General features: G+C 61.3%; 17 protein-coding genes and 3 pseudogenes. 18 read left to right on the top strand and 2 right to left on the bottom strand.

What is annotated here, in order from left to right; translation table 11 throughout:
• The first annotated feature begins 171 nt into the window (after nucleotides 1-171).
• The 9 genes from JEY66_RS35135 to JEY66_RS35095 all read left to right on the top strand — a co-directional run bounded on the left by JEY66_RS35135 (nucleotide 172) and on the right by JEY66_RS35095 (nucleotide 12,889).
• Nucleotides 172-732 carry a GNAT family N-acetyltransferase gene (locus tag JEY66_RS35135; protein WP_050999493.1) on the top strand — a complete coding sequence of 187 codons (561 nt, stop codon included), beginning with the start codon at nucleotides 172-174 and terminating at the stop codon, nucleotides 730-732.
• A 1,374-nt stretch (nucleotides 733-2,106) separates the two neighbouring features.
• Nucleotides 2,107-2,274 carry a hypothetical protein gene (locus JEY66_RS35130; protein ID WP_157183418.1) on the top strand — a complete coding sequence of 56 codons (168 nt, stop codon included), beginning with the start codon at nucleotides 2,107-2,109 and terminating at the stop codon, nucleotides 2,272-2,274.
• A 591-nt stretch (nucleotides 2,275-2,865) separates the two neighbouring features.
• Nucleotides 2,866-4,206, top strand: coding sequence for an NtaA/DmoA family FMN-dependent monooxygenase (locus JEY66_RS35125; protein WP_016846346.1), 1,341 nt, complete (start codon nucleotides 2,866-2,868; stop codon nucleotides 4,204-4,206).
• A gap of 100 nt (nucleotides 4,207-4,306) precedes the next feature.
• The gene (locus JEY66_RS35120) at nucleotides 4,307-5,923 is read left to right on the top strand and encodes an ABC transporter substrate-binding protein (protein WP_240537166.1); all 1,617 of its coding nucleotides are present in this window, start codon (nucleotides 4,307-4,309) and stop codon (nucleotides 5,921-5,923) included.
• Entirely contained in the window at nucleotides 5,895-6,884 is a 990-nt protein-coding gene (locus tag JEY66_RS35115) for an ABC transporter permease (RefSeq protein ID WP_100213639.1), read from the top strand. Before JEY66_RS35120 ends, JEY66_RS35115 begins: the two co-directional genes overlap by 29 nt.
• Nucleotides 6,881-7,744, top strand: a complete 864-nt coding sequence (locus JEY66_RS35110) for an ABC transporter permease (protein ID WP_016846349.1) — start codon at nucleotides 6,881-6,883, stop codon at nucleotides 7,742-7,744. The genes JEY66_RS35115 and JEY66_RS35110 overlap by 4 nt, the downstream gene beginning before the upstream one ends.
• Entirely contained in the window at nucleotides 7,745-9,457 is a 1,713-nt protein-coding gene (locus JEY66_RS35105) for a dipeptide ABC transporter ATP-binding protein (RefSeq protein WP_018270008.1), read from the top strand. It begins immediately after the preceding gene.
• A gap of 856 nt (nucleotides 9,458-10,313) precedes the next feature.
• Nucleotides 10,314-11,795 carry a pentapeptide repeat-containing protein gene (locus tag JEY66_RS35100; protein ID WP_026192339.1) on the top strand — a complete coding sequence of 494 codons (1,482 nt, stop codon included), beginning with the start codon at nucleotides 10,314-10,316 and terminating at the stop codon, nucleotides 11,793-11,795.
• Between the two features lie 212 nt (nucleotides 11,796-12,007).
• Complete coding sequence (locus tag JEY66_RS35095; protein ID WP_016846355.1) at nucleotides 12,008-12,889, top strand: pantoate--beta-alanine ligase; 882 nt, start codon at nucleotides 12,008-12,010, stop codon at nucleotides 12,887-12,889.
• A 327-nt stretch (nucleotides 12,890-13,216) separates the two neighbouring features.
• Here JEY66_RS35095 and JEY66_RS35090 read toward each other — a convergent pair whose 3' ends face one another.
• Nucleotides 13,217-13,426: a hypothetical protein gene (locus tag JEY66_RS35090; protein ID WP_016846356.1), complete on the bottom strand. Its 210-nt coding sequence runs from the start codon at nucleotides 13,424-13,426 to the stop codon at nucleotides 13,217-13,219.
• 213 nt (nucleotides 13,427-13,639) lie between these two features.
• Nucleotides 13,640-13,831: a phospholipase effector Tle1 domain-containing protein gene (locus tag JEY66_RS35085; protein WP_240537164.1), complete on the bottom strand. Its 192-nt coding sequence runs from the start codon at nucleotides 13,829-13,831 to the stop codon at nucleotides 13,640-13,642.
• Nucleotides 13,832-14,080: 249 nt separating this feature from the next.
• Between JEY66_RS35085 and JEY66_RS35080 the strand changes: the two are divergent.
• From JEY66_RS35080 to JEY66_RS35040, 9 genes and pseudogenes are all read left to right on the top strand, one after another.
• Nucleotides 14,081-14,226, top strand: a pseudogene (locus JEY66_RS35080) (cytochrome P450); the annotation flags it as partial.
• 90 nt (nucleotides 14,227-14,316) lie between these two features.
• Nucleotides 14,317-15,606, top strand: a complete 1,290-nt coding sequence (locus JEY66_RS35075) for a cytochrome P450 (RefSeq protein ID WP_026192341.1) — start codon at nucleotides 14,317-14,319, stop codon at nucleotides 15,604-15,606.
• A gap of 1 nt (nucleotide 15,607) precedes the next feature.
• Nucleotides 15,608-15,896, top strand: a pseudogene (locus JEY66_RS35070) (ferredoxin); the annotation flags it as partial.
• Between the two features lie 7 nt (nucleotides 15,897-15,903).
• Nucleotides 15,904-16,725 (top strand): SDR family oxidoreductase, encoded by an 822-nt coding sequence (locus JEY66_RS35065; RefSeq protein ID WP_026192342.1) that lies wholly within the window; start codon nucleotides 15,904-15,906, stop codon nucleotides 16,723-16,725.
• Nucleotides 16,725-18,068, top strand: a complete 1,344-nt coding sequence (locus JEY66_RS35060; RefSeq protein ID WP_018270011.1) for a cytochrome P450 — start codon at nucleotides 16,725-16,727, stop codon at nucleotides 18,066-18,068. Before JEY66_RS35065 ends, JEY66_RS35060 begins: the two co-directional genes overlap by 1 nt.
• 132 nt (nucleotides 18,069-18,200) lie before the next feature.
• Nucleotides 18,201-19,199, top strand: coding sequence for a polyprenyl synthetase family protein (locus JEY66_RS35055; protein WP_018270012.1), 999 nt, complete (start codon nucleotides 18,201-18,203; stop codon nucleotides 19,197-19,199).
• 260 nt (nucleotides 19,200-19,459) lie between these two features.
• On the top strand, nucleotides 19,460-21,010 hold the full coding sequence (locus JEY66_RS35050) for a hypothetical protein (RefSeq protein ID WP_018270013.1): 1,551 nt from the start codon (nucleotides 19,460-19,462) through the stop codon (nucleotides 21,008-21,010).
• The gene (locus JEY66_RS35045) at nucleotides 21,007-21,894 is read left to right on the top strand and encodes a terpene synthase family protein (protein WP_016845990.1); all 888 of its coding nucleotides are present in this window, start codon (nucleotides 21,007-21,009) and stop codon (nucleotides 21,892-21,894) included. The genes JEY66_RS35050 and JEY66_RS35045 overlap by 4 nt, the downstream gene beginning before the upstream one ends.
• Before the next feature lie 14 nt (nucleotides 21,895-21,908).
• Nucleotides 21,909-22,100: pseudogene (locus JEY66_RS35040) on the top strand (transposase); the annotation flags it as partial.
• Nucleotides 22,101-22,183: the final 83 nt, after the last annotated feature.

The following is a 22,183-nucleotide window of genomic DNA, read 5'->3' as shown; positions in this document are numbered from 1 at the left end:
CGGACGAGTCAACGACTCCCGCCGTAACGCGAGCGGGAAACGGTATCTGAACCGGATCACGATTCGGGAGCCGAGCGGCGTGTTGTCCTGCGACGATGGCAGCGATATTCTTCGCTGCGCCCATGGTAGCGACCGAATCGATTGGACGAATGAGAGGGGATGAGGATAGACGTGAGCAAGCCTCGTTGGCGTCCGGCCAGCACGACCGACATTGCTGCGATCATCGCGATCGCAGAGCGCATCCATCCCGATCTTTTTGAGCGGCCTGACGTGTTTGCGGAGAAGATGCGGCTTTGTCCCGACGGCTGCCGCGTGCTCGTCGGGGATGAAGGGATAGTCGGCTACGGCCTTGCCCACCCCTGGAAGCAGTATCAGATTCCGCCGCTCGATTGCTTCCTAGCAAGCTTGCCCGACGATGCGGACTGCCTCTACGTGCACGACGTGGCCGTGTTGCCCTTCGCCCGCGGTGGTGTAGCGGCGGCCTATATCCGGACGCTCGAGCAACTCGCACGCTCGTCGGGTGCAGTTCTAGCGTTGGTCTCGGTCTATGCCACGCGGCCGCTATGGGAACAGTTCGGCTTTCGGTCAGTCACGACGAATGCGGAATTGCGCGCAAAGTTAGCGTGCTACGGCGAAGCTGCGACCTATATGCTCTGGGATCTTGCTGCAGCGCAGTCTTCTCGCCCTCCCACGCCATCGCCATCAGAATCAGCTGATCAGGCACAGACCTAATCGTGTCGCGAGCAATCTCTTCGCGGACGGATTGTTCGAGTCTTCGAGGGTGGAAGATTTGTTCCTGTATTATGGCAGATAATCTTACGTTGTAAGCGTGCTGAGAAAGCCGCAACGCGTATGTGGGCCCACAAGGTAGAGTTGAATAACTTCGACCGCTGGCTCCAGGAAATCGACAGGATCACCGATAAGCAACGCGTTCTCTACGTTCACACGAAGTAGATAATATCCGACCCGCTGGGCCTGAACCTGGTCATCAGTGTACTGGCTCGGCAAAATTTTTCCGATGCGTCTGCCATCACCAAGGATTTAAGCATTATGGTGATCCAGGCAACGATACCTTGGCGGGCAGTGACCGCGGCGATTTGTGAGATTGTTTTGGCCCTACGCATTTCGTGAGTCCCTGTCGTTCAAGGACAATCAAGCAGCCGCCGCGGCCCTTCTTCGCAAATACCTGATCGAAGGCCGAAGCCAACGAAGCTACCGGGATTGGGGATCCCCGCGGCCGGGAATTCGTGGCAGACCCACTCGGTCGCGGAGGCGTGCATCCATCTTCGAGCCGTCCATCAGGATGAACTGGGTAAACTGGCCACGGCCGGCCAGCTTCAGAACGTCTCTACAGCCGCCATTAGGTTCGCGACGACGTCCAGCGCCTGCTCGCCGTCTTTGTCGTCGGCGACTCCGAAGGTCCACCTCCATTATCCTGTTGAGCGTCAGCAAGGCGTCGGCTTCGTCGCGGTCAGGGCCGCTTGTCCGCCAAGTAAACGATTTGCATGTGCCCTTCGTCCCACCATGCCGGCGGGGATGCTGCGATGCGAACGGGTGGACGCCCGGCCGGGAGCTGAGGCGAAAATGGGAGAAATACCGCTCGTTGTCTGATGGCGATGTCCAATCGCGAATTGCGCCCAGTGCGGCGCGTGCGCATCAAGTTCGATATGCGGGTTAACTGGCATCCCTGATCCCAAGACGGCAGAGATTGAGCCGCGCAGCCGACAGAAGCATCCACGGCAATATCAACTCTGACTTTCTGCACGGCGATGCAGCTCGCGATTAATGCTATCGTTGACCCGACGGACTGCACGAAGCTGCAATCTCGTTCGGGCTTTGCCGCTGGACGTCTTGCCGCCCATCTCAAACTGTAGCGCCATTCGCCTGCCGACGCTTCGTGCTGAATTGCAACGCCTCTGTGTTGCATAATTTCTTTCGACCTCACCACCGGCGTTTGCGCCGGTTCAGCACCGCGTCAGCCGAGTGCAGATTGAGGCTGATTCCTGAGGCAGCTGATCCAGCCCGCCAAGGAATGCGGCCTTCGGGGCGCGCGTGACCAAGTAGCAATCTCAGCTGCCAGGATTGTGTCACCGAGGAATCGAGAATTTGGAATATTTCATCGCATTATTGAATGATGGGCTCGGCTTCACCTCATTGGCTGGCCTTAACTTTCAACCGCGGCAGAAGCGGTTGATCAAAACTGTCGCGCCAAATGTCTTATGTGTCGTCGAACGCATCGATTTATTAGCTGCGAGCCGGGCGGTTGCCGCTTGAAGTCGCGGTAATCATGCATTGACGTTTCGGTGAACATGACCAGAGAGCAGTCTGGTTTAGCGATGGGAAGATCGACATCGAATAGAAGAGGATGCCAACCGAGGATGTAAGATTGAAATACTCAACTATTGCGTTTGGCTGCTCTCGACCTCTAGAGATCGAATAGCTTGAGCTCGCTCGGTCGGTCCAAGCGTTACGATCGCGAATGGGCGCGTCGACAGCACCTTCCTGAGAACGAAGCGAGCCTTTAGATGAATAGTGGAGAGCCGGTGTGAGTGCACTCGTGTGGAATCAAATCGGGAATGCAAACGAGCTGCACATAGTTGGGCGTCATTTGGCAACTATCGTGGTCGTAGGTCTTCTGGGGCGCGCCGGCTCGGAGAACATCGCAGGGCCTAGCCAAGGCCTCTTTGGTGATACCCGCCTGGCATCAATCGGCGCCCTATTATCAGCGCTCTCAAATAGGTTGCTCGGGGGCATTCAGGGCGGCCCTGCGCGAAAGGGCTGGGTGGCCGCCGAAATCGCAGGCGGAGATCGGCTTGTTTACAAAACCCTGCGAGCGGCTCAGAGGCCGTCGCATTCGGAGGTGTGATGTCTTCGGTCAACTCCATGCTTCACCTGGGTTTGAATCTTCATGGCGCTGGTGGGCACTCTGCCGCGTGGCGCTGGCCGGGCACAGATCCAGGCGCCTTTTTCGATATCGAGCACTACGTCCGGGCCGCGAAGCTTGCGGAGCACGGTCTGCTGGATGCCGTATTCCTCGCCGACACGCCCGCGATAAGTTCCGACATTACGCACGAGCCGCCGCTGAACGGGCTCGAGCCTACGTTGGTTCTCTCTGTGATTGCCCGCGAAACGGAGCGGATTGGGCTGATCGCGACCGCGTCGACAACCTACAATGAGCCATACAATCTCGCCCGGCGTTTTCAATCTCTCGATGTCATCAGCGGCGGCCGCGTCGCCTGGAACGCCGTCACGACCTCGAACTCGGCGACGGCTGCGAACTTTGGCGGTCATGAGATCGCACGAGCGGATCGGTACAGACGCGCCGAGGACTTCGTTGAAACCGTCCGTGCTCTCTGGCTGAGCTGGGGCGACGAGATGATCATCGCCGATCAGGCTGCGGGAGTTTACGCAGATCAAAGGCAATTCCGGCTACTCGACCCGGCTACGAATAGCTTCGGTATCCGAGGTCCACTTACGCATCCCGCTTCGTCGCAAGGTCATCCCGTCATCGTTCAGGCAGGCGGTTCGGAGCCCGGATTACGGCTTGGTGCCCGCAGTGCAGATGTCGTGTTTGCGGCAGCCGGGGACTTGGCAACGGCGCTGCAGGAGGCCGCGCGCCTGCGCGCGCTCTCTCGGCAATTCGGACGCTCCGCGGCTCCGCTCATCCTGCCAGGCCTGGTCACCTGCATCGGCGGAACCGAGGAAGAGGCGGCTCGTCGCAAAGAGCAGCTGGACGAGTTGCTCGATCTAGAGCGCGCCGTGGCCGCTCTTGCACGAAGCATGGGCGTGGCAGTCGAGAAGCTTAGCCTCGAAAGGACCATCCCGCAGGAGATTTTGCCCGATGCAGATAAGGTTCCGTTTTCTGTCGGCCACCATCGCACGATTGAAGTCCTCGCACGTCAAGGCCGGACGGTTCGCGAGATCATCAGTGCCGTTCAAGCGTTTGGGCATCGCCTGATCGTGGGCGCACCCGAGCAGATCGCGGATTCGATTGAGGCATGGTTCCGCGCCGGTGCGGTCGATGGTTTCAATATCATTCCGGACGTGCTGACGGATGGCACTCCGGCCTTTGTCGACAATGTGGTGCCCATCCTGCAGAAGCGCGGACTGTTTCGCAGAGAATATCGGGGGCAGACACTGCGAGAGCATTTCGGGATTTCGATTCCTTTCGAGCCGGCAAGAGCCACAGCTGGCTCACCGCTGTGACATTTCCTCAACACCAATGCTCCGGAGCCTGGATATGCTTTTACCGACTGCGCGACCCACGAGGCGCTTCACTGGCCAGTCGAGCCATCTAGCAAGAAAGATGGCGGTTACCCTTGCCGTGCTCTCAGGCCTGTCTCAATGGGCACCCAGCGTTCGTGCTCAAGAAGGGGTAGCCGTGAAGCGGGGAGGCGTTATCCGTTATGGGCATTTTCAAGAGCCTGCCTGCCTGTTCGGCGGGTGGGTGCAGCAATGGTACCTGCAACGCCAATACAGCGACAATCTGGTTGCTCGCAGCGACGACGGCAAGATTGCGCCATGGTTGGCCGAGTCCTGGACCATCTCCGACGACAAAAAGGTGTACACATTCGAGATAAAGCCGAATGTGAAGTTCACGGACGGGACTGCTCTCGATGCGCAGGCCATCGCTGACAATATCAACGGGTGGCTCAGCAATGACCCCGATCTTCGCAATCCCACTGCTGCTCCCTATCTTAGCGACAGCTTCGAATCGGCAAAGGCAATCGCTCCTCAGAGGCTGCAGGTAACCTTGAAGACGCCGTTCCAGCCCTTGCTCAATGTGTTCGCCCAATCCTCACAAGGCATTCTGTCGCCATCCGCGCTCAAACGTGGACTTGCGGTGAATTGCGAGAATCCGGTCGGCTCGGGTCCTTTCATCGTCGACAAGTGGCGCCATGGGCGGGAAGTCACCTTCCGCCGCAATCCTGACTACAATTCGGCGCCGGCCACCGCGAAACACCAGGGCCCGGCTTACGTTGACGGAATAAGCTGGAAGTTTCTGCCAGATCAGACTGTCCGATACGGCTCGCTGATCACAGGCGAGACCGATGCCATATACGATATCCCGGCCATTGCATGGAAAGACGCTAATTCCCGCTTTGGAATATTGCGGCATATTACCGGCGGCACTCCTCTACGCCTTGCGTTGTATGCGGCCAGGCCTCCTTTTGACGACGTGCTCGTCCGCAAGGCTTTCGCTTATTCTACTGATCGAAAGGCCGCGGTTGACACATCCTTTCTTGGCTCTTTGCCATTTGAAGGCAACGGTGCGCTAAGTCAAAGCTCGCCGGAATACCTGCACGAGCTCGGGCGGGCGTATACGTACGATATTCGGCAAGCCAATCAGCTGCTTGATCGGGCGGGTTGGACTGAGCGCAACCGTAACGGCATCCGTGTCAAGAACGGCAATTCACTGACGGTGCGCATTTCCTATTCGAACGCTATTCTGAAGCCCGATGGCGAGCAAGCCTTGCAAGTAATCCAGCAGCAGGCAAGGGTGGCCGGTTTTGACGTACGTCTTCAACCCACTAATCCCGCTGATTTCTTTGCCGGACGAAATCTCGGCCCCGACGATTATGAAATCGTGCTGCTCTATTGGGTTGCACCCGGCGCCGAGATCTTCCGGATTTCATGGAAGCCGGACCAGAATGGTGAACCCAATCGATTCAATCCGTCGCGCTTCCAGGATTCGGCGCTTTGGGAGGTGATCCAAAGGGCGGAGCAGGATTTTAGCAGCGCTGAACGTGCCGGTCTTTATCAGCAGGCGGAATGGAAGATCGTGGATGAGGCTCCTGTGATTGGCTTCACGGTGCTGGACGTGACTTTGGCCACCAGCCCCAATCTGAAAGACGTATGGCTGGACCACGGGTCGGTGGGCGAGCCCGTCTTCTATGACGCTCATTTTGATGAAAGGAAATGAGGCCGTGAAGCTCGTAGCCCAAAATCCGCTTGTTTGGTTCGCGCGCCGCATACTCTCCGGCGTGGTTGTCGTGTGGGCTGCAGCAACGTTTGCGTTCCTCACGCAGTGTTTGCTGCCAGGCGATCGCGCGCAGATCATCATCAATGTACGGAGTGGTAACGTTGGGCCGGCGCCTCCGGCAGAGCTCGCAGCTGTCAATGCGCAATATGGATTTGATCAACCGCTCGTGGTTCAGTATGCGAATTACATATGGCGAATCCTGCACGGAGATCTTGGTGAATCATACCAGCAGCATCGACCCGTCGTAGGAATCATCGCAGAGCAGATTGGTCCGACTATTGTTCTGGCGATCGCCGCGCTGCTGACGGCATGGGCTATTGCCATCTTGGCCACCCTGTTGATCGCCGGCAGAGACAACATATGGTCGAAGCTGCTCAGCGGCGCGCAAATCTTCCTGGCAACCGTACCGCCTTACTGGCTAGCTACAATTCTGCTCGTCGTCTTTGCGGTGAACTTGCGGATCTTTCCCGTTGTTGGGGAAAGTACTGCCATGGGACTCGTTCTCCCAACCCTTGCGCTGGCTCTCGAACTGTCGGGCTTTTTCGGACAAGTCGTTCTGAACGAGTTCACGCGCGTGCTCGAGCAGCCCTTCGTTACGTCCGCGCGAGCTCGAGGTATGAGTGATTTCGGCGTCAGACTTCACCATGTCCTGCGTCATGCCGCATTGCCCGGCATTACGTTGTCAGGTTGGGCTCTTGGCAAGCTTCTGTCGGGGGCGATCTTGATAGAGATCGTTTTCGCCCGCCAAGGCCTGGGTGGAGTTCTCGTCGCAGCGACGTCCTCGCGGGACGTTCCGATTGTCTCGGGAGCTGTTTTGATCTCGGCGGGCCTATTCGTTCTTCTTAGTGTGATTGTCGATCTAGCTTACCGGATGCTCGATCCGAGGATGAAGCTGACATGAGCAGGTTCGCGGAAGTCACGGTGTCTCAGCCGCTCAGAGAAGTCTTGGAATTCATCTGCAATGTTCCCTTCCGGGTTGCTGCCTCGCTTGCCATCATTGGCTTCTTTGTCCTCGCGGCCATCGCGCCAAAGGTGCTGCAGACGCACGACCCACTCGCTATCGATTTGAGCTCGTCATTGCAGTCGCCTTCGACCGTCCATTGGTTGGGTACAGATCAATTGGGCCGGGATCTCTACTCCCGTGTGCTGGAGGGGGCTGGCCAATCGCTTGCCATCGGACTTGGTGCGACCGCGCTGAGCATATCCGTTGCACTCATTCTCGGCGTCGCAGCCGCACTTTTCGCTGGCGTGGTCGACAGCATTCTCACCCGGATTTTCGACGTGCTCTTCGCAATTCCCACGCTCTTGCTCGCCCTGGTGTTCGTCACGGTCTTTGGGCCGTCGGTGCTGACTGAGGTCATAGCCGTCGGAATCGCCACGGCGCCAGGCTATGCGCGCATGATCAGGGGCCAGATGCTTTCTATCAAGGGTACCGGGTACGTGGAGGCAGCCAAGGCGCTCGGACATCCGTTTCCCCGTATCGCCTGGAGGCATATTCTTCCGAACACGATGAACCCCCTGACAGCTATGATGACAATCGGCGTCGGTCAGGCGATTATCTGGGCGTCGGGGCTAGCCTTTCTAGGTCTTGGCGTTGCTCCCCCGGCCCCTGAATGGGGCGCGCTGCTCAATGCCGGGCGCAACTATGTGATCTATTCCTGGTGGCTTGAGGTCATACCCGGACTGGCCGTGACGATCTTTGCCCTTAGCCTCACCATTGTCGGAGGCCACCTGCAGGACCGTCTGGAAGGAAAGGCTTGAATGTTGCAGGCTCCTCCCAGGCCGGTCTCGCAGCAGGCAGACCTCCTCACGGTCGATTCGCTGCGTGTCTCCTTCGGGCGCGACATCGCCACGAAAGTGGTCGTGCGCAATGTATCTTTCTCCTTACAACCGGGGCGGTGCCTCGCGATCGTCGGTGAGTCCGGCTCAGGAAAGAGCGTGACCGCGCGGGCTCTCATAGGCCTAGCCGGTCGCCACGCCAGGGTCCATGCACGCCAACTGAGCTTCGATGGGACGGACCTGATCGGCCTTAACGATCGTGGCTGGCGGCGCATTCGCGGCAGCGGGATTGGCTTCGTACTACAGGATGCACTCGTTTCGTTGGACCCGCTTCGCCGGATCGGCAAAGAGATTGGCGAGGGCTTACGCCTGCATGGTGCCGTATCATCACGCCAGGAACTCGCACAGCGCGTGATTGCTCTCCTCAAGCTCGTCGGCATCCCTGAGCCCGAGATCAAGGTTCAGCAACTGCCGCATCAATTGTCCGGCGGTCAGCGCCAACGGGCTCTCATCGCTGGAGCACTTGCGCTCGAGCCACGCGTCCTCATCGCCGATGAGCCGACCACCGCTCTAGACGTGACAGCGCAAGCTCAGGTGCTGGCACTGCTTGAGGAAACCAAAACCCGGGGTAAAGCTCTGATCCTGATCAGTCATGATCTGGCGGTGGTCTCCCGCGTGGCGGATGAGGTCCTCGTTATGCGTCAAGGCGAGGTCGTCGAACGCGGTACCGCCGCTCAGATATTTGCAGATCCACGACATTCCTATACTCGTCAGCTGCTGGATGCCGTGCCATCAGGCCGGCCGCGCGGCTCACGCCTCTCACCATCGACCATTGGCGGACGAACGCACCCACCCGTGCAATTGCTGCCGAGATCTCGTCCCATCGTGCTCGAAGCCACAAGCCTCGTGAAGCGGTTCAGCGGCCCGGATGGCGCTTTACGGGCGGCCGTCGACGGTGTCTCCTTCGAATTGCGATCCGGCGAGACATTGGGCATCGTGGGTGAGTCCGGGTCGGGAAAGTCCACGATGGCGCGCATGGTCCTGGCCCTCGAGGAACCCGACGAGGGCGCCGTTCAGTTTGAAGGAAAGGCTTGGACCAAGCTTGCCGAACGTGAACGGCGGGCTCGCCGACGGTCGATATCGATCATTTATCAGGATCCGCTTGGCTCGTTTGATCCACGTTGGACGGTCGGCGGCATCTTATCCGACAGCCTTTCGAGCAACGTCGAGACGTCGACCAAGCGTCAGGAGCGCGTCATCGAGCTGCTCGATCTAGTCGGATTATCCCAGAGCCTGCTCGACCGGCGACCGATCGAGCTCTCGGGCGGTCAGCGCCAGCGCGTCGCGATCGCCCGCGCGATTGCACCAAATCCTGCCGTGATCGTCTGCGATGAGCCGGTTTCGGCGCTAGACGTCTCGATCCAGGCCCAAGTCCTGGACTTGCTCGGCGATCTGAAGGCTCACCTCGGCATAAGTTATCTCTTCATCTCCCATGATCTCGGCGTTGTTCGTCATATCAGCGATCGCGTCATCGTGATGCGCCAGGGGAGAATTGTCGACTGTGGCGATACTGAAGAGATATTTCTCAATCCACTATCTGAATATACTAGGAGCCTTATCGCCGCCATGCCCCGTCTTGTGCGCGGTCCTGAGATAAGTCGTTCGTCAACGATTCTCGAAAGAGGCATCGCGTGAATGCTGCCGAATTCGACTTTCTGGATCATAAATAGCCGATCTTCGATCGCCGAAGTATTACCATTTTGCGCGCCAGTTTGATCACGATTGCGGGCTCGTTCATCGCTCCGCCGGCACAGTGTGTGGTACGCGGTGGGTCGGCCGGCGCACGGAGCTGGCCAGTCGCGCTCGTACACTCCCTGTTCGCGAATCGACGGTTGGAACGTGCCGAATCCCTTGACTATGTGCCCCTTCTCGGCCATCGCGCGTCTCGCGAGCGAGCTCGGAACTTGGTTTTTCGATATCCTTGCGAACCTGGTGCGATCCCCGACAAGAGACGGCTTTTGTCGGGTTCAAAACACTTGGCGTCGATCCGATGATCTCGATTTCATCGCATTTATTCAGCCCCTTATTACAGCTGATCGGGTGGCACGGTCATTGCTCAGGTAATTCCGAGTACGGCGCTACATAAGCGATCACTTTCGGCCCCAAGCCGTGGCTTCATTTTGAGAAAGAAGCAAGAACGAGAACTTCGCGCATTCGGTTGACGGATGCATTTGCCGGGAGAGAGCCGTATCAAGCCAAATCGCGTCTTTGGGCATATTTGCATAGTCGTTGAGCTTGCGTCGTTGACGTTGGCGGGCCCGGTGAATCATCGCAACAAGCAGTGGTGGAGGGGCCATGGTACATTCTGTCGACGCGCGCACCACCGCGGCTGCGAAGGCCCGCCGCACAATTGCTGCGTCATCGACCCATCGATTCGCGGTTTGGCAGACCCCCGGTGTGACAATCGCTTAAGCTTACCCGCACTTGCCGAGTGACAAGAGCTTCACAACGAGAAGCCGACTCGCAATCCGGGCAATATGGAATCGTCGACATGTCGCAAACGATCGACGCTAACATCGAGTGCAGCGCAAATGAAGAATCAGAGAACTGGGCCGGGCCGATAAAAAACGTTTCATCCGATGGAGAATTTGTTCGATACTGGAGCCGAGCTTCTGATCGGCCGCGCGCAGTGGCGGCCGTTGCGAGGCGAACTGAGGAGGCTATCAGAAGAACGGGGATTGGCCTGCAGCTATCCTCCGAGAACTTCAGTGGTCTCGACCTATCCGATTTCCCCTTGCGGCGCTGCACACTCAATCGCGCGCAACTCTACGGAGCAACGTTAGATCGGGCAGACCTTTCAGGGGCGAACCTTATCTGTCCCGGGCTAGAGAGAGCAAGCTTCCGTGGCGCCAAGCTCGATTGTGCGTATATGCACGCGATTGCAGCACAAGTCTGCAACTTCGATGATGCCAGTCTGCGCAATGTAGTTGATGCGACCGGCAGTCTGTTTCACGGTTGCAGCATGAAAAGAACGCGTTTTGATAACGCGATGCTCAGTGGACTTCTCGCCTATCAATGCGACGCGAGTTACGCTGTATTCGATGGGGCGGAACTGCAAGGCTCGACTATTAATGAGTGCTTCCTTTCTTCCGCTTCTTTTCGCTTTGCCAAATTGAGCCAGGTCACGATCACGAAGACGTATCTTGCGGCTTGCTCTTTTTTTCAGTCAAAGGGTGACTGCTTATCGATCGTGCGTCCCACGTCGGTCGACGGCCTTGTCCTGGAAGGCGCTCATCTTCCGTATCTGAGACTCTCAAAGGTGAGCGGCCGGATTACGGCGAGAGCACTGAGCGCCCCATTTGCTGATCTGCATCTGTCAAATCTTTCCAGGATGGAGCTTGAACAGGCAGAATTGACCGATGCACGGCTCCTGTCCGTAAACTTGTCCGACGCGAACCTCGTCGGTGCCGTGTTGAACGGTGCATCTATTCGTTCCTGCCAGCTCGATGGAGCGGACCTGTCCCGGGCATCAGGCGAAAGCATTTCGATAATAGAAAGCACCATGCGAGCCGCCAAGTTTGTGGGCTTTCGTGGCCGCTGTGCGTTTATGCGCGACTGCGATCTTGAGAATGCAGACCTATCTCAGGCTTACCTCTACAGGTCGATACTTACCGGTGACCCCCCGCAATCAATGGCATTGGATCGCGCAAATCTCGAAGGATCCAATCTAGTGCAGGCATATCTCGCTGCGGGAATGACCGGCAGTAACCTCGAGGCTGCGCGCCTGGCATACATTCGCATGAATCAATCTTCCTTGCGCGACGCGAACTTGAGTGGAATATCCCCCTTTCAGGCAAGCTTCGTAAAGGTCGATTTTGCGGGCGCAACGATAACCACATTCGAGCCGCCGTTCTTTGCAGATAGATGTCCGGGACTACAGACCGCTCTGAAGGATGGTCCGCCGCGCGAGCCGGAAACCTATCTGGCTGAGTTGTCGTCGTTGATGAGACGTGGTCGAGCTGGATCGACCTGATTGTTTCAGAGGGCGCGAAATGAAGACCTGGGAAATACAATGTCAGGCAGACTGGGTCGATTGGGACCGAGCCCTTTTGTGAGGTGAGACATGAAACTCTCGTCGATGTTAGCTGACCGTGCGCGGTCGATGCGGCGCTCAGGCCAAGTCTTCCGTAGTCTGAGCGATGGGACAAGGCCGTCCTTGTGTTCAGAAGAACTGGATCAAGTCACATGCATCTAGATTCCCTTTCAGCAGGCAGGGCCTTCCTCCGGGAGGTCGCGAGAACAGGCCAGACGATTGGCACGGTGCACACTTTGGGCGCTCTGCACCGCGGCCATGCAGAACTCATCAGAAGGGCGGCAATTGAGAATGACGTTGCAATCGTCACGGTCTACCCGAACAAGAGCCAATTTGAACCCGGAGTTAGCTACGAGTTCAATCTGGACGACGACATTGGGCTTGCGCTACGCGCGGGAGCAACCGCCGTGCTTTCGTCCAGCGATGCCGAGATGTTTCCGGCGGGCTATCGAACGTTTCTAACGCAAGACGACTATGATCTGCGTCTGGACGGGCCCGAGGAACACTTGAAGGAAGCTGTTACCGGTTCCATCCGCTGGATCTGCTATGCACGCCCCACTCGCAGCTATTTTGGCTTGAAAGATATCGGTCAGGCGATCTTGGTAAAGCGCGCCGTCGCAGACCTGCTTCTTGACTGCGAAATACGATTTGTGCCGACGGTGAGATATAGGAACGGAGTCCCGATTTCGTCGCGGCTACGACGCTTTAGCCGCTCTGAGCTCGATGAGCTTTCGTGCCTCTTCATGGCACTGAACCATTTGAGGAAAGAGATCGCTAAAGGGACGTCCTGCATCAAGGATCTGATAGCATCAGCCGCATCTCTGATCACATTCCGACAGTTTAAACTCGATTTCGTTCGGATCGTAGACGCTGATAGCTTCGAAGATCTGGAGCAGGTCAAGCTCCCTTTCATAATCATTGGTGCGGCAATGGCTCATGGCCTCAGGGTCTTTGATAGCATCTACGTTCCCAATCAGGATACGCTCCTGGAAGGTCCCGCGGATATTTGGATTGATTTGCCTGAGGAGCCGTAGCCGAACCATCCTGCGTGGAAGCAGCATGCGTCGCCATCGGCGCGTTGCAAATCGACTCAATCGAGGTGATCGAGCCGAATCCGTTCGCTCTCTCCTCTCGGATCCTGGTCATGAACGCGCCGCGACCCACTCGAGCCATGCTGGAGCGCAGGGGGCTGTGTTATGAGTGCGCATCCTGGCTTCGCCGGCGAATTGGCGCCACCAGATGGTGAAAGACGCGCGCTTGAAGCACCACTCGGGTGGAGTAAACGCCTCGTTCTTGGCATTCTAATCGAGTCCGGGTTTCCTTGTATTCGGCCTCGAACACGTCGGATGGCTTGTGAGGGCCTATTGCGGCGAGGTCCCCGAAAAGGTCTCCAGGTTCTTGTATTCACCAGCTAGCCGCACGGCCGTCGGCAGATGCTCATCCAGCTTCAACGCCGCGTAAACCGCCGGCACGATGCCGGCGACCAGCGCCGTGGTGGCCGTGAAGTATTCGTACTTGTTGTCGCCTTTTAAGATTTCCCAACTTGCAAGCGCGCCAAAGATGATCGGCATTACAAGGAACACAATGCGCGTAGCGCCAGCGCGCGCTAGACCATGAGGGTGTTTGACGTATAGGCACCCTATTCCTAGTATTTGCTGCACGCCCCACTTCGCGGCGAAGCGCTCAAGTGCCGCCGGATGAAGGACAGCCTAGCTCTGCACTTGACGGAACCCTTCCGTCCACTTGACTTGCCCCCGCAAGCGACCGGGTTCGCACTCGTCGTGCTACGGACCAAGCGGATCCGGATCCAGCGTCAGGAATCTATCGTCGACCTCGATGCCGAAGCCGTCGGGCGTCTTGCCGTCGGTAAAGTTCTCGGCCGCATGCGCCATCCAACCCAACGAGATGTCAAAGAGGCGGGCTTCGTTTTCCGGATAGCTACCGCTGACATCGGAGTGGTTTCCGGCGAACCACACCTGCTGCAGCCAATCCGGATGCTTGAAATGTCGCGCAAGGGCTGCCCCGCACATTCAGTGCGAGAGCGGGCCTTTGTCGGCACTTGCTGCGCCGATTGTCGGTATTGAGACTCAACGCCAGAAACCTGACACTACGCGCCGCTACGGAGTGCCTGCTGGGCCTGCGAATTCACTTCGGCACGCGATTTGCTCTGTTCACGCATCATCACCAATCGCAGTGCGATGGTCTTCGGGACGGACACGGCGCTGGCGCTGGTCAAGCTGGAGCTCAAGGCGGTGTTCGGTTCGATCTTCCAGCGCTTTTCCGCGCTCCGTCTGACCGTGGCGCCTGAAGAACTGAAGTTGCGCAAGGAGATCATCCTGGCGGATTCGAGGAGTTGCCGGTGCTCTGGTGATGTGGTGGACGCCCCCGGGAATCGCGATCTTCTCCGCAATTTGCCGGCGCGCATGGCGCGCGCCGATCAGCCAGCCAACAGGTAACCAGGATGGACGTGCAAGAAACCACGGCAACATGCGGGGACGCATTCGCTGAACTAGCGTCGCCAGCGTGCATGCACGACCCGTATCCGTTCATGCGCTGGTTGCGCGAGCACGATCCGGTGCATCGCGCGGCGTCGGGCCTCTTTCTGTTGAGCCGCCACGCCGACATCTATTGGGCGCTCAAGGCCACGGGCGATGCGTTTCGGGCTCCGGCGCCGGACGAACTGGCGCGCTATTTCCCGCGTGCGGCGACCAGCCTGTCGCTCAATCTGCTGGCGTCCTCGCTGGCGATGAAGGACCCACCGACGCATACGCGTCTGCGCCGGCTGATCTCGCGCGATTTCACCATGGGCCAGATCGACAACCTGCGGCCAGGCATCGCGCGCATCGTCGCCGCGCGCCTGGACGGCATGGCGCCCGCGCTGGAGCGCGGGGAGGCGGTGGACCTGCATCGGGAATTCGCACTGGCGTTGCCCATGCTGGTCTTCGCCGAACTGTTTGGCATGCCCCATGACGACATGTTCGGGCTCGCCGCCGGCATCGGTGCCATTCTGGAAGGCCTGCGCCCGCATGCCAGCGATCCCCAGCTCACCGCGGCGGACGCGGCCAGCGCCAGGGTGCAGACCTACTTCGGCTACCTCATACAGCGTAAGCGCACCGACCCGCGCCACGACATCGTGTCGATGCTGGTCGGCGCACATGACGATGATGCCGACATGCTGTCGGATGCGGAGTTGATCAGCATGCTGTGGGGCATGCTGCTGGGCAGCTTCGCCACCACTGCTGCGACCATCGACCATGCGGTCCTGGCGATGCTCGCGTATCCCGAACAGCGGCACTGGCTACACAAAGACGCCGTGGGGGTGAAGGCATTCGTCGAAGAAGTCCTGCGCTGCGACGCGCCCGTCATGTTCAGCTCCATTCCGCGTATCGCCCAGCGCGACATCGAACTGGGCGGCATGGTGATCCCGAAGAGCGCGGACGTGCGCATGCTGATCGCGGCCGGCAATCGCGACCCCGACGCCTTCGCCGATCCCGACCGCTTCGATCCCGCGCGGTTCTACGGTACCAGTCCTGGCATGTCGACCGACGGGAAGATCATGCTGAGCTTCGGCCACGGCATTCACTTCTGCCTCGGTGCGCAACTAGTCCGGGTGCAGTTAGCCGAGAGCCTGCCGCGAATCCAGGCGCGCTTCCCCACGCTGGCCTTGGCCGAGCAGCCGACCCGGGAGCCCTCCGCGTTCCTTCGGACGTTCCGCGCGCTGCCGGTGCGGCTGCATGCGCGGGGGAGCTGAGATGCGCGTCGTGGTCGACCAGGACCTGTGCGGAACCAGCGGGCAGTGCGTGCTGACGCTGCCGGGCACCTTTCGCCAGCGCGAACCAGACGGCGTGGCCGAAGTGTGCGTGGCGACGGTCCCGCAGGCGCTGCACGCCGCCGTGAGGCTCGCGGCGAGCCAGTGCCCGGTCGCCGCCATTCGGGTCATCGAAAGCGACGCTGGCGATGGCGAGCGCGCCGGTGCCGACCCTGCGCCTTCTCCAGCGGAGGGCCGAGCGCCATGCCGCGAGAGACCAATGCCATCCAGGAGGACACGATGGGACGGTTTGCAGACAAGGTGGCCGTGGTGACCGGCGCAGGCATCGGCAAGGCATGCGCCGTCGCTATCGCGCGCGAGGGAGGCAGAGTGGTGGTCGCCGACATTGATGGCTCGGCGGCCATCGCCTGCACTGCGCAAATTGCATCCGAAGCGGACCGCGCGCTGGCCTCGGCCACAGACATCGCCGACGCGCACGCGGTGGCAGCGCTGTTCGAAACGGCGGAGCGCCACTTCGGTGGGGTCGACCTGCTGGTGCATCTGACTCCGCGCGACCGCGGGATCCTCGACCTGGACCTGGCGGTCTGGGATCAGACAATGGCGACCAATCTGCGCGGCACGTTGCTCTGCTGCCGGCAGGCCATCCCACGGATGATCGGCCGCGGTGGTGGCGCGATCGTCAACACGTCGTCGTGCCAGGGGCTCAGCGGTGACACCGCGCAGACGTCCTACGCCGCGTCGAAGGCGGCGATGAACATGCTGTCCGCCTCGCTCGCCACCCAGTACGGTCATGCGCAGATCCGCTGCAACGCGGTTGCACCGGGTCTCATCATGACCGATCGTCTCCTCGCCAAGTTGGACGAGTGCACGCAACGGCATCTGCGGCGGCACCAGCTCCTGCCGCGCGTCGGCCGCCCCGACGATGTGGCTGCGCTGGTGGCGTTCCTGCTCTCCGACGATGCTGCGTTCATCACCGGCCAGGTCGTGTGCATCGACGGCGGCATGCTGGCGCATGTGCCGACGTACGCCGACGGTGGCAACAGCCGCGCCGCGCGGCCTTCCGGCGAGACCGCCGAAGCGGACACGTCGCCGCGCTGCTGATGGACATGATGCTCAACCCGCTGAACCGTCGGCATCGGCTACGGCACGACATCCCGGTCGTGCCCGGCGCTTTCCCCTTGGTCGGTCATCTTCCCGCCGTCGTCTGCGACCTGCCGCGCCTGCTGCGGCGCGCGGAACGGAGGCTGGGCAACCACTTCTGGCTGGATTTCGGCCCTGCCGGACACCTGATGACCAGTCTGGATCCGGATGCTCTCGCACTGCTCCGGCACAAGGACGTATCCTCGGCGCTGATCGAAGACATCGCGCCCGAATTGTTTGGCGGAACGTTGGTTACCCAGGACGGCATCGCGCACCGGCAGGCGCGCGATGCGATCCAGGCGGCGCTTCTGCCCAAGGGGCTGACCCAGGCCGGCATCGGCGAGCTGTTCGCGCCCGTCATCCGGGCGCGCGTGCAGAGGTGGCGCGACCGCGGCGACGTAACCATCTTGCGCGAAACCGGCGATCTGATGCTTAAGCTGATCTTCAGTCTCATGGGAATCCCCGCGCAGGACCTGCCGGGATGGCGTCGCAAGTACCAGCAACTGCTGCAGTTGATCGTCGCGCCCCCGGTCGACCTGCCCGGACTGCCCTTGCGGCGCGGCCGCGCCGCCCGTGACTGGATCGATGCGCGGTTGCGCGAGTTCGTCCGCGCCGCGCGCGAACATGCCTCGCGCACCGGGTTGATCAACGACATGGTGAGCGCCTTCGATCGCAGCGACGATGCGCTTTCCGATGACGTCCTGGTCGCCAATATCCGCTTGCTGCTGCTTGGTGGTCACGACACCACCGCCTCGACGATGGCCTGGATGGTGATCGAGCTGGCGCGGCAGCCTGGGCTGTGGGACACCCTGGTCGAGGAGGCGCAACGCGTGGGCACGGTGCCGACCCGGCACGCGGACCTGGCGCAGTGTCCGGTCGCCGAGGCGATGTTCCGCGAGACGCTGCGCGTGTATCCGGCGACGCCGCTCCTAGTGCGTCGCGCACTGCGTGAATTGAGACTCGGCCAACGGCGCATTCCCGCGGGCACCGATCTGTGCATCCCACTGCTGCATTTCTCCACCTCGGCGCTGCTGCACGAGGCGCCTGATCAGTTTCGGCTGGCGCGGTGGCTGCAACGCACCGAGCCGATCCGGCCGGTGGACATGCTGCAGTTCGGTACCGGCCCACACGTCTGCATGGGCTACCACCTGGCATGGCTGGAACTGGTGCAGTTCTGTATCGCCTTGGCGCTGACCATGCACGAGGCCGGGGTGCGGCCGCGGTTGCTAAGCGGCGTCGAAAAAGGCCGGCGCTATTACCCGACCGCACATCCGTCCATGACGATCCGCATCGGATTCTCATGAGCTGGCATCGCATGCCCCTGTGGCGAGCCAACGGCGCCGGCGACGCGCAGCATTGCTGCACTCGGTGCGACGCCGACAACACCCTGGCGGCGGGGCTCGCCGTGGCGGTCTCCTGTCAAGGACAAAAACAACATGCAGACCGGTTCCAGGCCACAGGACGACAGAACTGATGATTCCGCGCCCGGCGGATCGGGCACGCAGGCGCGCGGCGCATCCGGCTTGCTGCTCCCCGAGATCTGGATGCAGGACGGCGCAAAGCGGGTCGAACTGGAGCTGGCGCGTCTTCTCTGCGCCGAACATGACGGTGAGACCGAGCTGATGGCGGCGATGCGCTACGCCACCTTGCATGGCGGGAAACGTACCCGCGCCTTGCTCTGTCTGGCTGCCGGCGCATTGGCCGACACACCGGCGCACATGCTCGACAACGTCGCCGCCGCCATCGAGATGATGCACGCCTGTACCCTGGTTCACGACGATCTGCCCGCGATGGACGACGACGTGCTTCGCCGCGGCCGTCCGACCGTGCACGTCAAGTTCGGCGAAGCGACTGCGATCCTGGTCGGCGATGCGCTGCAGGCGCACGCCTTCCTGACCCTGGCGAGCCTGGATGCGCCGGGCGACAACCGTATCGCGCTCGTGCGCGAATTGGCGCAGGCGGTGTCCGCCGAGGGTGCCGCAGGCGGGCAGGCCATGGATCTGTCGCTGGTTGGAAAGCACGTCGAGCTGGACAGGATCGTGACGATGCACCGGATGAAGAGCGGAGCGCTAGTGCGCGCGTCCGTTCGCATGGGCGCGCTATGCGCAGTCGCGGATGATGCCGCGCACGCTGCGCTGTACTGTGCGCTCGATCATTACAGCGCTTGTTTCGGCCTGGCGCTGCAGGTGATCGACGACATTCTCGACGTGACAGCGGATACCGCGGCGCTGGGCAAGACCCCCGGCAAGGACGAGGCGGCGCAGAAGCCGACCTGCGCGTCGTTCATGGGGCTGCAGGCAGCACGCCAGTTCGCGCTGGATCTGTTGCGCGATAGCGGGGAGGCTATCGCGCCGCTGGGGCCGCGTACGGAGCGGTTGGCGCAAATCCTACAGCGGACCAACGCGTATCTGTTCAAGCACGCGCCATCCGCATGAGCGCGCCCGTTCGCATGGAGGCGCCCCCGTGGCGTTGCGATCGGCCGGCGGCAGCGGTGCATGCTGCACTGTGTCCCGAGTTCGCGCCGCTGATCGCAGCGGTTGGCCAGCATTGCCGCGGCGCACGTGGCGCGCGGCGCGCAAGCCTATGCGGCCGTCCGGCGCTGCTGAGGCGCCGGACCGCGACGGGCCTGCGGCGACGTGCGCGGCGTCTGCCCGATTCTGGTTCCCGTCAATCGTTTGCAGAAGGAACATCCTGCGTGAATGCGCTGTCCGAACAGATTCTTTCCGAATTGCGCCGCCTGCTGAGCGAGATGAGCGATGGTGGCCGCGTCGGTCCGTCCGTCTACGATACGGCGCGAGCGCTGTGGTTCCACGGCAACGTCACCGGTCGGCAGGACGCATACGCGTGGCTCCTCGCGCAGCAACAGGCCGACGGCGGTTGGGGAAGCGCGGACTTCTCGCGGTTCCGCCATGCGCCCACGTGGGCGGCGTTGCTGGCATTGCAGCGCGCCGGTTCTCTTCCCGGCGTTGCAGACGCAGTCCAGGCTGCAACCCAGTTCCTCCAGCGCCAGCCCGATCCCTACGCGCATGCGGTGCCGGAAGATGCGCCCATCGGCGCGGAGCTGATCCTGCCGCAGCTTTGCGGCGAGGCCGCATCCTTGCTGGGCGACGTGGCGTTTCCGCGCCACCCGGCGCTGTTGCCGTTGCGGCAAGCGTGCATGGTCAAGCTGGGGACTGTGGCAACGTTGCCGAGCGGCCATCCATTGCTGCACTCCTGGGAAGCCTGGGGGACGTCGCCGACCACCGCATTCCCGGATGACGACGGCAGCATCGGCATCAGTCCGGCGGCCACCGCCGCGTGGCGTGCGTACGCCGTGACACAGGCGAGCACGCCGCAGCTCGGGCGCGCCGATGAGTATTTGCAGATGGCATCGCGGGCGACGCGCAGCGGCATCGAAGGTGTCATTCCCAATGTCTGGCCGATCAATGTGTTCGAGCCATGCTGGTCGCTGTACACCCTGCATCTGGCCGGGCTGTTCGCGCATCCCGCGCTCGCCGAGGCGGTGCGCGTGATCGTCGCGCAGCTCGACGCCCGCCTGGGCGTGCGCGGTCTGGGCCCGGCCTTGCACTTTGCGGCCGATGCGGACGACACCGCCGTTGCGTTGTGCGTCCTGCGCCTTGCAGGCCGCGACCCGGCGGTCGATGCGTTGCGCCAATTCGAAATCGGCGAGCTGTTCGTCACCTTCCCCGGCGAGCGCAATTCCTCCGTGTCGACCAACATCCATGCCCTGCATGCGTTGCGACTGTTGGGAAAGCCCGCCGTCGGCACCAGCGCCTACGTCGAGGCCAATCGGAACCCGCACGGTCTATGGGACAACGAAAAATGGCACGTTTCGTGGCTGTATCCCACCGCGCATGCGGTCGCTGCGCTGGCCCAAGGCAAGCGCCAGTGGCGCGATGAGCGCGCGCTGGCGGCGCTGCTGCTGGCGCAGCGCGACGATGGCGGCTGGGGCGCGGGTCGCGCGTCCACGTTCGAGGAAACCGCCTATGCGCTGTTCACGTTGCACGTGATGGACGGGAGCGAAGAGCCGACAGGGCGCCGGCGCATCGCGCAGGCGGTGGCGCGTGCGCGGGAGTGGATGCTCGCCCGCCATGCGGCGCATGCATTGCCGCAGACGCCGCTGTGGATCGGCAAGGAATTGTATTGCCCCACACGGGTCGTGCGCGTCGCCGAACTCGCCGGGTTGTGGCTGGCGCTTCGTTGGGGGCGGCGCGTCCCGGCCGAGGGAGCGGAAGCGACGCCATGATCCAGACCGAACGCGCGCTGCAGCAGGTGCTGGAGTGGGGGCGTTCCCTGACCGGATTCGCCGACGAGCATGCCGTGGAAGCGGTCAGGGGTGGCCAGTACATCCTGCAGAGCATCCACCTGAGCCTGCGCGACACCAGCGCCCGCACCGGCCGCGATCCGCAGGACGAAACGCTGATCGTGGCATTCTATCGCGAACTGGCGCTGTTGTTCTGGCTCGACGATTGCAACGATCTTGGCCTGATCGCGCCGGAGCAGCTAGCCGCGGTAGAGCAGGCGCTGGGGCAGGGCGTGCCGTGCGCGCTTCCCGGATTCGAGGGCTGCGATGTGCTGCGCGCTTCGCTGGCCGCGCTCGCCTACGATCGTCGCGACTATGCTCAGCTTCTCGACGATACCCGGTGCTACTGCGCGGCGCTGCGCGCCGGACACGCGCAAGCGGCAGGGGCGGAACGCTGGTCTTACACCGAATACTTGCACAACGGCATCGATTCGATCGCCTACGCGAACGTGCTCTGTTGCCTGTCGTTGCTGTGGGGGCTGGACATGGCGACCTTGCGCGCGCGTCCGGCGTTTCGCCAGGTCCTGCGGCTCATCTCCGCGATAGGGCGCCTGCAGAACGACCTGCATGGACGCGACAAGGACAGGTCGGCCGGCGAGGCCGACAACGCGGCGATTCTCCTGCTGCAGCACTATCCGGCTATGCCTGTGGTGGAGTTCCTCAACGACGAGCTGGCCGGCCATGTGCGCATGCTGGACCGGGTGATGGCGAAAGAACGCTTTCCCCCGCCCTGGGGAGCGTTGATCGAGGCCATGGCGGCTATCCGCGCGCAGTACTACCAGACCTCGACCAGCCGCTACCGCGGCGACGCTGCGGGGGGAGGCTAGCGTGCGCCGGCTTCGTCAACGGCGAGATCAAGCGGCGGACCGAAGTGGTCGGCATCTTTCCCAATGAGGACGCCATCACCCGTCTGGTCGGCGCAATCCTGTTCGAGCAGAATGACGGGCGGGGCGTCGAGCGTGGACGCTACATGACACTGGGAACCATCGCCCCGTTGGGCGATGATCCCGCCGTGAGCCTTCCGGCTATCGCCACTGACCGATCCGGCCCATGCCGGCACCCGCACTCAGCTACACCACGCCACGGGGCACGATCATACAAGAAGGCTCAAGAACG

This window comes from Bradyrhizobium elkanii USDA 76 (assembly GCF_023278185.1).
Classification (GTDB): domain Bacteria; phylum Pseudomonadota; class Alphaproteobacteria; order Rhizobiales; family Xanthobacteraceae; genus Bradyrhizobium; species Bradyrhizobium elkanii.
Note: the sequence above shows the minus strand (reverse complement) of the source record. Positions and strands in the feature narration are given on the sequence as shown.